7 protein-coding genes are annotated in these 12790 nt (G+C 69.9%); 3 read left to right on the forward strand and 4 right to left on the reverse strand.

The window, feature by feature from the left end; genetic code table 11:
• Window positions 1-17: 17 nt before the first annotated feature.
• Complete coding sequence (locus AB0M48_RS02700) at window positions 18-395, reverse strand: hypothetical protein (protein WP_363835547.1); 378 nt, start codon at window positions 393-395, stop codon at window positions 18-20.
• Between the two features lie 71 nt (window positions 396-466).
• On the opposite strand from AB0M48_RS02700, the gene AB0M48_RS02705 reads away from it, so the two are divergent.
• Window positions 467-1357: an SGNH/GDSL hydrolase family protein gene (locus AB0M48_RS02705; protein ID WP_363835548.1), complete on the forward strand. Its 891-nt coding sequence runs from the start codon at window positions 467-469 to the stop codon at window positions 1355-1357.
• 27 nt (window positions 1358-1384) lie between these two features.
• Here the strand turns inward: AB0M48_RS02705 and AB0M48_RS02710 are convergent, their stop codons facing one another.
• Both AB0M48_RS02710 and AB0M48_RS02715 read right to left on the reverse strand, forming a co-directional pair.
• Window positions 1385-4504: a family 78 glycoside hydrolase catalytic domain gene (locus AB0M48_RS02710; protein ID WP_363835549.1), complete on the reverse strand. Its 3120-nt coding sequence runs from the start codon at window positions 4502-4504 to the stop codon at window positions 1385-1387.
• A 141-nt stretch (window positions 4505-4645) separates the two neighbouring features.
• Window positions 4646-6907: a cellulase family glycosylhydrolase gene (locus tag AB0M48_RS02715; RefSeq protein WP_363835550.1), complete on the reverse strand. Its 2262-nt coding sequence runs from the start codon at window positions 6905-6907 to the stop codon at window positions 4646-4648.
• Window positions 6908-7266: 359 nt separating this feature from the next.
• Between AB0M48_RS02715 and AB0M48_RS02720 the strand changes: the two genes are divergently transcribed.
• Both AB0M48_RS02720 and AB0M48_RS02725 read left to right on the forward strand, forming a co-directional pair.
• A complete protein-coding gene (locus AB0M48_RS02720) occupies window positions 7267-9153 on the forward strand; it encodes a ricin-type beta-trefoil lectin domain protein (protein ID WP_363835551.1) in 1887 nt (628 codons plus the stop codon).
• Window positions 9153-10445, forward strand: a complete 1293-nt coding sequence (locus AB0M48_RS02725; RefSeq protein WP_363835552.1) for a jacalin-like lectin — start codon at window positions 9153-9155, stop codon at window positions 10443-10445. Before AB0M48_RS02720 ends, AB0M48_RS02725 begins: the two co-directional genes overlap by 1 nt.
• Window positions 10446-10509: 64 nt before the next feature.
• On the opposite strand, the gene AB0M48_RS02730 is transcribed toward AB0M48_RS02725, so the two are convergent.
• Window positions 10510-12669 carry a glycoside hydrolase family 95 protein gene (locus AB0M48_RS02730; protein ID WP_363835553.1) on the reverse strand — a complete coding sequence of 720 codons (2160 nt, stop codon included), beginning with the start codon at window positions 12667-12669 and terminating at the stop codon, window positions 10510-10512.
• Between the last annotated feature and the right edge of the window lie 121 nt (window positions 12670-12790).

Here is a 12790-nt window from a genome sequence, read left to right on the forward strand (position 1 = left end):
GCGGGAAGTTTCGAAAATTATTCGTCCGGCTCTGTGGATTGACTCTCGTTCGCGCGCGCCCCTAGGTTCGCTGCAGGGGTTCTTTTCTTTCCTTTCCACTCCTTTTCGAGAGGAACGTGGGAGATGCGCAGGCGTTCTTTCCTCGGCCTGGCCGCCACCGGTGCACTCGTCCCCACCGTCGCCCGGGCTGATGCCAGGCGCGAACGCTGGGTCACCACGTGGACGTCGATGCCACAGCTGACGGAACCGCACAACATGCCACCGCCGCCGTTCACCCAGGACAACCTCGTGCTGGCGGACGCCACGCTGCGCCAGACCGTCCAGGTCTCGGTGGGCGGGCGGCGGATGCGGTTGCGGTTCTCCAACGCGTTCGGCGGGGCGGTGCTGCCGATCACCGCGGTCACCGTCGCACTGCCGGTGGACGGCCGCGGGTGTCAGCGCGGTCCAGCCCGGCACGGTCCGGCGGGTGACGTTCAGCGGCAGGCCCTCCGCGGACGTTCCGGTCGGCGCGCTGGTCCTGTCCGACCCGCTCGGCTTCACCCTCGCTCCGGGCACGAACCTCACCGTGACCGTCTACCTCGCCAGCGGCCAGGCGTCCACGGCGATCACCTCGCACCCCGGCTCGCGCACCACGTCACACCTGGTGGCGGGCAACCACGTCGAATCCCCGGACCTGCCGAACGCGACCCCCACGGACCACTGGTACTTCCTCAGCGGTGTCGAGGTGCGCGCGGACGCCTCCGGCGTGGTCGTGATCGGCGACTCGCTGACCGACGGCCGCGGCTCGACCACCAACGGCAACGACCGCTGGCCCAACCAGCTCTTCGACCGGTTGCGCGGCAAGGACGTCGCGGTCCTCAACCAGGCCGCGGGCGGCAACCGCGTGCTCAACGACGGCCTCGGTCCCAGCGTGCTGGCCCGGCTGGACCGCGACCTCCTCGCGCAGAGCGCCGTCCGGTGGCTGATCCTCTTCGAGGGCGTCAACGACATCGGCACCGCCGCCGCGACCGAAGCCGCCCAGAAACAGGTGGCCGACGACCTGATCGCCGCCTACCAGCAGATCGTCGACCGCGCCCACGCACACGACATCCAGGTCTACGGCGCAACCCTGCTCCCGTTCGGCGGCAGCGGGTACGACGATCCGGGCGGCTTGCGCGAGTCGGCCAGGCAGACCGTCAACCGCTGGATCCGCACGAGCCGCCGCTTCGACGCGGTCGTCGACTTCGACGCCGCCGTGCGCGATCCGGCCGATCCGCGGCGGCTCCTGGCCGCCGCGGACGTCGGTGATCACCTGCACCTGAACCCGGCCGGCTACCGGATGCTCGCGGAGGCGGTGCCGATCCGCCTGTTCCGGTAGTGGCGGCACGTTGCGCGGCTGGCGGCCTCAGGAAGCCGGTACGGCGGTCGCAGCAGCTGCGGCGCTACCTCCCCCGGTGAATTTCCACCGCCCGTGCGGCACCTTCACGACCGCGACACCGCTGGAATGCGGCACGTGCACCTCGGCGGTCGATCCCACCGGCACCTCGACGGCCAGCCTCAGCACGCCGTCGACCTTCGCCCACGCCACGCTGATGCGTCCGCGCACGCTCTCGAACTCGAACCGCGCCCACGACAGGGCGGTCGCGGAAGGCCGGACCACGAACGTCCGGTAGCCCGCGTCGCCCGGCCGCAGACCAGCGACGTGCTCGTACAGCCACTGCGCGATGGTGCCCTTGAAGTAATGGTTGCGCGAACGGGTGCCGGTGTCCCACATCTCCCACATGGTGTCGGCGCCGTTCGAGAACCAGTGACCCCAGCTCGGGTACGACCGCTCGGTGGCCATGGCGTGCGCGACGTCGGCGTGCCCGTTGTCGCCCAACGCCTGCAGCAGCACGCTGGCACCGAGGCAGCCGACGTTGACGTGGTTGCCGTTCGCCCGGACCTCCCTCGCGAGCCTGTCCGCGACGGCCTGGACGGAGCCGGCGGGCACCATGCCGAACGCGAGCGGGATCGCGTTGGACGTCTGCCGGTAGTCCGTGTCCTTCGCGGTGCGGTAGTAGTCGTCCAGGAACGTCTTGTTGAACGCGGACAACAGGCTTGCGGCCACCTCGCGGTACCGCGGGACGGGTTTGCCGATCACGTCACCGAGTTCGGCGGTGTGCAGCAGGGCCCGGTAGAGGTATGCGGTCGCGGTGAGCCGGGTGTCCTCCGGCGGGATGCCGCCGGAGTCAGGCGGCAGGAAGTCGCCGAGCGCGGTGACCGCGAGGCCGTCGCGCAGCCTGCCGATCTCCCAGTCCAGGTAGCGGGTGAGCACCGGCCAGTGCTGCTCCGGCAGCCGGTCGTCGCCGTAGATCCGGTACATCTCGCGTAGCACGAACGGGTACACGGTCGTCCACTCCGGAGCGGGCGCGAGTTCGCGGTAACCCCAGCCGCCGCTCGGCACGATCACCGGTAGCTGACCGGCAGCGTCCTGGCTGTCCGCGAGGTCGCCGAGCCACTTCGTGAAGAACTTCGCCATGCCGAACTCGGCGAGCATCGAGGGCGCACCGACCTGGGCGTCGCCCGTCCAGCCGTTCTTCTCGTACGTCGGGGTGTCGGTGGGGATGCCGTGCAGGTTGTTCGCGACCGTGCGGCGCATCGCGGCGTCGTACTGCTCGAACAACGGCTCGGAACAGCGGAACGTGCTGACCTGCGGCACGTCCGAGTGCACCAGGCGGCCGACCAGCTTCGGTGCCGCCGTCAGGCCGGTCACCTCGACGTAGCGGAAGCCCTTGTAGGAGAACTTCGGCTCCCACGTCTCCGTGCCGCCGGCACAGACGTACTCGTCGAGCTGGATGCGGCCACCGCTGACGTGACCGTTCTCCATGTGAACGCTGCCATCGGAGTTCAGCGTCTCACCGTGCTTGAGCCGCACCACCGTGCCCGCCGGGGCGGTGACGGTGAGCTGGGTCCAGCCGGACATCGTGCGGCCCATGTCGGCCACGAAGACACCGGGCTTGAGCACGCTCACAGTAGGAGTGACCGACTCGATGACGCGGATCGGTTCGTGCTCCTGGGCTTTCAACGCGCCCTTCGATGCCGGCCTGACGGAGGTGCGCTGCCACGCGCCGTCGTCGAAGCCGGGTTTCGTCCAGTCGCGCGGGGCCAGGCGGGCGTCGTAGGTCTCTCCGGTGTAGAGCGAGTTCGACACCGTGGGGCCGTCGGTCAGGCGCCACTGCTCGTCCGACGTGATGGTCGTGCGCGTGCCGTCCGGGTGGTCGATCTCCAGTTGTGCCAGCAGTTTCGGCTCGTCGTGCCACGGCGGTCGCTCCCACCGCCACACGTTCGGCGTCTTCATGCCGTAGAAGCCCCGGCCCAGCGTCACGCCGATGGCGTTGCGGCCGTTGCGAACCAGGCTCGTGACGTCGTGCGTCGCGTACAGGACCGTGTTGTCGTAGTCGGTGAAGCCGGGATCGAGCACCCGGTCGCCGACGCGGCGGCCGTTGATCTCGGTCTCGTGGTAGGCGAGGCCGCTGACGTACAGCCGAGCCCGCTTGACCGGCTTGGTCAGCGTGAACTCCCTGCGCAGCAACGGCGCCGGCTGCTCCTTCACCGTGACGTTCGCACCCCACGGTCCCTGGCCGTACGGGTCGAGCACGGTCGCCGAAGCCCACGCCGAGTCGTCGAAGTCCGGGGCGTGCCAGCCGGTCTGCTCGGTCTCGGCGACCTTCCACCCCGGTCCGGTGACGACCTCGCGCTGACCGTCGGCAAGATCGACCAGCAGGCGCAGCAGGAATCCGGCCGGTCCCGCCGACCTGTTGGTGGCGCGGGCGGCCAGCACGATCCGCCGGCCTGCCAAGCGGGTCACGTCGGCGCGCTGCCCGACCTTCCAGACGTCGACCTGTTCGGGCACGTGCAGGACCTCGGACCCGTTGACGTACAAGGTGAAGTCGTCGTCGGCCGTCGCGACGAGCCTGGCCCTGACCGCGTCCGCGGGAAGGTCGACCGAGGTGCGGAACCACCGGCTCTCGGCCGGTGTCGTGGCCGACCAGATCCACCGCGCGCCGGTGAAGCCGATCGACGTGTCCTCGGCACCGATCCACCGCGCCTGCCACGGCGTGCCGAGCAGCGCCGTCTCCCACCAGTTCGTGGTGCTCCAGGCCGATGGCCGGTTCGCGCCGTCCCACACCCGCACGCGCCAGTGGTAGCGGGTGCGCGGTGTCAGCTCCTTGCCCGCGTAGACGATCCCTGTGGTGCGGTCGGAGCCGACCTTGCCGGACTGCCAGACGTCCGCACGTCCGGGCGCGGTGCCGACCTCGACCTGGTAGGCGGTCTGCCGGGCACCGGTGCCGCCGGCCGCGAGGACCCAGCCGAGCCGGGGCGCGGTGACGTCCGTGCCCAGCAACGTTTCCGCGTACTCCACGGTCGTGCGCACCACGCGCACCCCACCCGCCTGCTCCTGCGGTGCGGCGTGCGCCGCCCCGACCGGCAGTGCGGTGGCGGTCAGCCCGACCGCCGACGTCCTGAGGAACACCCGTCTGCGCACGTCGCCTCCACCTTCGTCGCTGGATGAAACGTTTCAATCGCGGCAGCGGGCCCAGCGTGTTGGGTGCGCGGAGGTGTGTCAAGGCACACGACAACAGGCTGTCCGCAATCGGACAGCCTGTTGAATCGTGCAAATGCCAACTCAGGCGATCGTGCAGGTGCTCCCGTTGAGCGTGAACGACGACGGCGCCGGGTTGGTCCCGCTGAACGTGCCGTTGAACCCGATGGTCGTCGACGCGTTCGGCGCCAGAGTGCCGTTCCAGGTCAGGTTCGTCGCGGTGACGGCGGCGCCGGACTGGGCGAACGTCGCGCCCCACCCGGGCAGGGTCACGCGCTGGCCGTTCGCGTAGCTGAAGGCCAGCGTCCAGCCGTTGATCGCGCTCGTGCCGGTGTTGGTGATGGCGATGCTGGCGGTGAAGCCGTTGCCACCGCCCCAGTTCTGGCCCGAGTAGCCGACCTTGCAGGTACCGGTGCCGCCACCCGCGGAGGTCGTCGCCGACACGATGCCGGAGCTCGCCGACACGTTCCCGGCCGCGTCCTTCGCCCGCACCTGGTACCGGTAGGTGGTCGACGGGGTGAGGCCGCTGTCGGCGAACGAGGTCGTCGCCGTCGTGCCGACCTGCGTGAAGGAGCCGCTGCCCACGGCACGGAGCACGTCGTAGCCGGTGACGCCGACGTTGTCGGTCGAGGCCGTCCAGTTCAGCGTCAGGCCCGTGGACGTCACGCCCGACGCCGCCGGGGTGCCCGGCGTCGACGGCGGCTGGGTGTCACCAGGAGTGCCGCCGTAGATCGTGGCCTCCTTCGAGGTCTGCCGGATTCCGTTGGCGCCGTTGAGGATTCGCTGGCCCCACGGCGTCAGGCTCGCCGGGTCGAAGGAGTTGACCATGTCGAGGTACGCGACGTCGCTGCTGTTGCCGCTCCACGACCAGCCGAGGTAACCGAGGCCGCGGGCCTGCGCCTGAGCCAGGATCGTGTCCTCGTCCGGGTCGCCGTCGCTGTGGTTGTGCCCGAACTCCCCCACCACCAGGGGAAGCCCCGCCGACTTGAACGAGTCGAAGTAGGCGTTGACCTTGTCCGCGGTGTTGTAGACGCCGTACATGTGGATGGAGAACACGGTGTTGCGCTGCGGATCGGCGTTGAGCACCGACGCCGCGTTGTCGCGCATGATGTTGCCCCAGTCCTGGCCCCACATCGGCGCGTCTGCCATCAGCAGGTGCTGCAGACCGGCTCCGCGCAACCGGCTGATCGCGCTGCTCGTCGCACTCGCCCAGGTGGCACTGACCTGGGCGTTGTTGCCGAACGGCTCGTTGCCCAGGTTGATGACGACGTAGTTCTCCTGCCCCTTGAGCGCGCTCGCCACGCTGATCCAGTAACTGGCCGCCTGGTCGAGGGTCGCGGCCCCGCTCTGCTCGCCGTACCCGGTGGTGTCGTGGACCTCCAGCACGCAGATCAGCTTCGACTGCTTGCACAGTCCGATGACGCTCCCGACCTCCGCCGCCGGGGTCGGGCCCCACCGCTGACCGCTGCCGAGCACGACGCGCACCGTGTTGGCGCCGAAGGACTTGATGTCCGCGAAGGCCCTGGTCTGCGACTGGTACCAGACGTGGGCGTGGTTCACGCCGCGCATGACGAACGGGGTGCCGTTGCCCTCGACGACCTGTGCGCCCTCGACGTGCAGACCCACCGCGGCCGGGGGTTCGGCCCCCAGCGCGGCCACGACCGCCGGGTACCAGCGGCTCTCGATCTTCTGGATGCCGGTGGTGGTGTTCGGGTGCACGCCGTCGGTGGTGTCGGCCGCGGTGCTGAACCCGGTCCACTGGTCCACCACCGTGATCGGCGAGGCCGCCGTGCTGTTCGCCCTTGCCCAGCCGGGAATCGCGGCGTTCAGGTCCACCACCCGCTGCCCGCACGCGGAGCAGTTCGCCGGGTTCATCGGGATGATCTGGGCGACGACCAGCTTGATCGCCGGGTTGCTCGCCCGCATCTGACCGAGCAGCGTGCTGTAGGCGCTCAGGATCGTGCTCGCGGGGATGTTGTTCCAGACGTCGTTGGTGCCCAGGTGCATGAGCACGACGTCCGGCCGGGCCGAGGAGAGCCAGCCGGGGAGCTGGTTGTCCCGCGCGATGTTCGTCGCGAGGTACCCGCCGTGGCCCTCGTTCTCACCGTCGTAGGTGAAGCCGCAGCCCGGCGCCGGCAGTGAGCCGACGAAGTCGACGTCGGTGTGCCCGGTGTCCTGCAGGTGTTTCCAGAGCAGCGCCCGCCAGCAGCCCGGAGAGCCGGTGATGGAGTCACCGAGCGCCATCACTCGGGTGGGAGCGGCGGCGTTCGCCGCCGCGGGAGCGATGACCACACAGGCCGCCAGCAGCAGACCGGTCACCACCGCTCGGAGAAATCGCAAGGTCACAACGACCTCCAGGGGAAATGTTCGGCTGATCCGGGGAATTCTGGGAGCGCTCCCGGAATTCGGACACTAGCCAGCCGATCACCCGAGGACACCGCCGACTGGCCCACCGCCGGACCCTGTCCGGTGTGGACAGGCCGCTGACGTCGGGTTTGTCCTGCCGGACAACCTCTGTCACACCGTCGAAGGCATCCGTCGAATCTTTCGCGAACAGCCATCGGACGGTTGACGGCCAAACTTCGCCGCCCTCAGTATGTCAGCGCTCACATCATTATCAGAACGCTCTTTCCTCGAAAACACCCTGCAAAGCGGAAAGTGAGCCTGCGACAACGATGTTAACGTTCACACGCTTTCTCGTTCTCATGATCGCTCTGAGCACCGTCACCGTGTTCGGGGGCCCTGCTGCCTCGGCCGGACCCGCCGTCGTCCCGAACCAGGTCCGGGTGCCGTCCGCACCGATGGGCTGGGCCTCGTGGAACACCTTCTTCGAGAACATCGACCACAACGTGATCAAGGCGCAGGCCGACGCACTGGTGTCGTCCGGGCTCGCGGCCGCCGGCTACCGGTACGTCAACATCGACTCCGGCTGGTGGAAGGGAACCCGCGACAGCGCGGGCGACATCACGATCGACGAGGCCCAGTGGCCCGGCGGCATGAAGGCGATCGCCGACTACATCCACGGAAAGGGGCTCAAGGCGGGGATCTACACCGACGCGGGCAAGAACGGCTGCGGCTACTACTTCCCCACCCCCGGTCCTCCGCACGCCGGCACCGGCAGCGAGGGGCACTACGAGCAGGACATGCTGCGGTTCTCCCAGTGGGGCTTCGACTACGTCAAGGTCGACTGGTGCGGCGCCGACGTCGAGAAGCTCGACGCGCCCAGCACCTACCGTGCGCTCAGCGACGCCGCCGCCAAGGCGAGCGCGACCACCGGACGTGAGCTGGTGCTCTCGATCTGCGAGTGGGGCAAGAACGACCCGTGGAACTGGGCGCCGGGCATGGCCCCGTTGTGGCGCACGGGCACGGACATCGTCTTCGCCCACGAGACACCGTCGATCGACATGGTCTACGAGAACTTCGACAAGAACCAGCGGCCGACCGCCCAGCACACCGGCTACTACAACGACCCGGACATGATGATGATCGGCATGCCCGGCCTGTCCGCCGCGGCGAGCCGGGTGCACATGAGCCTGTGGGCCATCGGTGGTTCACCGATGCTGCTCGGCAACGACCTGACGAAGCTGAACGACGGCACGATCTCCGTGCTGACGAACCGCGAGGTGCTCGCCGTGGGCCAGGACCCGCGCGGCCTGCCCGCCGTCGAGGTCGCGGAGGACGTCCGCGACCAGCAGGTCTACGCGAAGGTGTTGTCCGGCAACGGACGCAGGGCGGTGACTCTGCTCAACCGGACGTCCTCCTCCACCACCATGACGGTCAGGCTCGCCGATCTCGGCCTGTCCGGCCGGACGGCGGCCGCGCGGAACCTGTGGAGCGGCGTGGCCACACCGATCACCAACGGCAGCCTCAGCGTCACGGTCCCCGCGGGCGACGCGGTGATGCTGTCCATCACCGGCACGGAGGCGAGCGCCGCCACCTACCCCGTCGTGAACTCCCGCGCCACCGGCATCACCGCCCAGGCCGGCGGGCTGGCGGTCGCCACGTTCGAGTACACCAACGGCGACCGCGTCCCCCGCCAGAGCACCCTGCAGGTCAACGGTGGTCAGATCCCCACCACGCTGGCACTTCCGCCGACGCCCGGGGGCACCGTGTCCGCGATCGTGTCATTGGCGAAGGGGACCAACTCCCTGACGGTGTCCGGAGCCGGGGTGACGGCCGTCGAGGTGCGCGAACTGCCCGGCACGGCGGGCACCGAGGTGATCGGCTCGCAGTCCGGCCGGTGCGCCGACATCAACGGCAACACGACCACCAACGGCACGCAGGTCCAGTTGTGGGACTGCAACGGCGGCGAGCAGCAGACGTTCACGCACACCGCGCGCAAGGAACTCGTGGTCTACGGCAACAAGTGCCTCGACGCGTGGAACCACGGCACGACCAACGGCACGAGGGTGGCCATCTACGACTGCACCGGTGGCACCAACCAGCAGTGGAACGTCAACGACGACGGCACCATCACCGGCGTGCAGTCCGGTCTCTGCCTCGACGCCTACGACGCGGCGACGGCCAACGGCACGAAGCTCGTGCTGTGGACGTGCAGCGGCGCCGCCAACCAGAAGTGGACGCGCAACTGATGATCAAATCCCTGCTCCTGATCCCCGTGGTGCTGGCGGCGCTCGTCACGCCGGCACACGCCACCACCGGTGGCAGCTTCGAGGTGCTGACCTACAACGTGGCGGGTCTGCCGGAGCCGCTGTCGTCCGGCGACCCCGCCGTGAACACACCGTTGATCAGCCCGCGACTGGCGCCCTACGACATCGTCAACGTCCAGGAGGACTTCAACTACCACGCAGCCCTGTACGCGGGCGACAACCACGCCCACCGCACGCCCACGACCGGCGGCGTCCCGTTCGGCAGCGGCCTGAACACGCTGTCGCACCGGCCCTACAGCGACCTGGAACGCACGAAGTGGTCGTCCTGCAACGGCACGGACTGCCTCACGCCCAAGGGGTTCACCTACCAGCGGATCACATTGGCGGCCGGGGTGACCGCCGACCTGTACAACCTGCACCCCAACGCGGGCGTCGAGGCCGCCGACCTGGCCGCGCGCAGGGCGAACATCACCCAGCTGTCCCGCCACATCGCCGCGCACTCGGCGAGCAACGCGGTCATCGTCATGGGCGACACCAACACCCGCTACACCCGCGAGGCCGACAACATCCGCGAGCTGGCCACCACCAACGGCCTGACCGACGCGTGGGTCCAGCTCGAACGCGGCGGCCAGGCACCTGCGGCGGGTGCTCCGGCCCTGGTGTGCGACCCGGCGGCGGTCACCGACTCCTGCGAGGTGGTCGACAAGATCCTCTACCGCGGCAACCGGCAGATCACGCTGACCGCACGGGACTACCGCAACGACAACGCGGCCTTCCTCGACGCGCAGGGAAAGCCGCTGTCCGACCACTACCCGATCGCCGCCCGGTTCGACTGGACGGCGGACGAGAACATCCAGCTCAGCGCCGAAGCCGGTGGTCCGCACGGAAGCCCGTTCACCGACATCGCGGCGGTCGACCTCGGTGCCGTGCGCACGCTCACCTTGCGCGGTGGCAGCAGGCTGGACCAGATCGCGGCCACGCTCACGAACGGCACCACGCTCACCCACGGCGGCTCTGGCGGCGCGGCCACGTCCCTCACGCTCGAACCGGGTGAGCACTTCGTGTCCGCGAAACTGACTCAGGGCAAGTACAACGGCCACACACGAGTGTTCTCGGCCGCCTTCACCACCAACCGCGGGCGCACACGCTCGGCGGGGCAGCCGACCGGGGAGACGGTCACCGCCACCGCACCCGCGGGCTGGCGCATCGCCGGGTTCACCGGCCGGGCGGGCACCGAGATCGATCGGCTCGGCGCGATCTTCGTGCCGGCCTGAGTGTCCTGCAGCAGGTCAAGCCGACGTCCGCGCCCTGCACGCCTGTGCCGGGCGCGGACGTTCGTCACCGCGGGACGAGCTGCTCGCCGAGCATCAGCTGAACGTCCGGCCGGACCGTCACCTCTGCCGCATGTCCTTGGCACGTCACGACGACTGTCTTCTCACCGTGAAGGGCTCGCAACGCTACAGCCTTCAACTCCCCCGCGTCCCACCACAGGTCGACCACCACGCCGCCCCGTGCCCGCAGTCCGCGCACCACCCCAGTCGGCCACGCGGAGGGCAGCGCGGGCAGCAGGCGCAGCTCGCCGGTGTGGCTCTGCAGCAGCATCTCCGCGATCGCCGCGGTGGCGCCGAAGTTGCCGTCGATCTGGAACGGGGGGTGCGCGCACAGCAGGTTGCGGTACACCCCTCCCCCGTGCGGGCTGCCGTCCGTCGCCTCCGTCAGCAACATCGACAGCACCGTGTGCGCCCGGTCGCCGTCACCGAGCCGTGCCCACAGCGCGGCTTTCCAGGCCAGCGACCAGCCCGTGCCCGCGTCTCCCCTGGCGACGAGCGCACGCCGGGCGGCCTCGGCCAGTTCCGGGGTGCGCACGGGATCGATCTGGTCACCGGGGTAGAGGCCGAACAGGTGCGACACGTGCCGGTGGTCCGGCTCCGCGTCGGGCACCTCGTCGGCCCACTCCAGCAACCCGCCGTGCGATCCGACCGGCGGTGGCGGCAACACGATCTTCCGCACCTCGTCCACGACGTCGTCGCGCAGCCCCAGCACCTCCGCGACCTCGACCAGACCGGCGAACAGGTCCGCCGTCAACGCCAGGTCCATCGTCGACCCGACACCGACCGCGACCGGCTCTCCCCCGGCCAGGTAGTGGTTCTCGGGTGACGTCGACGGCGCCGTCGTGAGCACCCCGTCACGCGAGACCAGCCAGTGCAGGCAGAACTCGGCCGCCCCGCGCAGCACCGGCCACGCGTGGTCACGCAACCAGTCGACATCACCGGTGAAGGCGTAGTGGTCCCGGAGATGCCGGCACAGCCACGCCGCGGCCATCGGCCAGTTCGCCCACGCCGGGTCGCCGGTGCCGTCGCCGACCGGGGTGGTGAGGCACCACGGGTCGCTGTTGTGGTGCGCCACCCAGCCCGGCGCGCCGTAGAGCGCCTTCGCCGTCGCCGCACCGCTCCCGGACAGCCGTGCGACGAACTCCAGCAGCGGCTCGTGGCACTCGGGCAGGGCGGTGACCTCGGCCGGCCAGTAGTTCATCTGCAGGTTGATGTTGAGCGTGTAGTTGCCGCGCCACGGCGGATCGGTGTGCGGGTTCCAGATGCCCTGCAGGTTCGCGGGCAGCGTGCCCGGCCGGGAGCTGGTGATCAGCAGGTAGCGGCCGTACTGGAACAGCAACGCCGGCAACGCCCGGTCGGGCCGCGCGATCCGCTCGCCGGTCGGCAGGTCCGGCACCGGGCCCAGCTGGAAGCTCACCCGGTCGAACAACGTCCGGTGGGCTTCGACGGCCTGGTCGCGGAACGCCGCCCAGCCCAGCGCGCGGGCCTGCTCGACCCGCTCGATCGCCACGCGGGAGCACTCGGCGGGATCGTCCACCGGCGCGGCACCGGGCCCGCGGTAGCCGGTCTCGGTGGCGACGTAGAAGGTGTCACCGTCCACCGCCACGACCGCCGCCCAGGCCATTCCGGACGGCACCACGCCGCGCACCCCCGTGATCCCGCCGGGTGAGGTGAAGTGCTCGCCGGGCAACGACCCGCGCAGCACCGGACTCACGGCGGCACCGGTCACCCGCAGGGCCAGGACGTGCAGGCCCGCGTGGCACACGGCCTCCCGCCGCACCTCCGTCTTCCCGGTCCGGCAGGAGACCGAGTACACGCCGGTGCGCAGGTCGAGCTCACGCCGGTAGGCCTCGGCCTGATCGGGTCCGGCGACGAGCGAGAGGTCTGCCAGTGGCTGGTACTTCGCGGTGTCAGGCCCCTGAACGCGTCGCAGCACCTCTTCCGCCGCACGAGGTGAGCCGGCCAGCACGTGCGCACGAGCTTGCTCCACCAGACCGGGATCACCGGACGGCGCGGGCAGCGGCGACCCGGTCCACAGCCGGTCGTCGTTGAGCTGCACCAGCTCGGTGCCGACGCCGCCGAAGCACATCGCGCCGAGCCTGCCGGTGCCCAGCGGCAACGCTTCCTCCCACGCCGTGGCGGGGGCCTCGAACCACAACCGGGTCATCGCGGCACCACCAGTGCGCCGGCACCTCGGCGGTCCGCGGAGGCGATGACGTCGATTCGACTCGTTCGACAGCTTTTCCGTCGAACGGCGCACTCGATTCGACGATTGACGTGGAAAACGC

It is taken from the genome of Lentzea sp. NPDC051208 (assembly GCF_040682435.1).
GTDB classification, from domain to species: Bacteria; Actinomycetota; Actinomycetes; order Mycobacteriales; family Pseudonocardiaceae; genus Lentzea; species Lentzea kristufekii.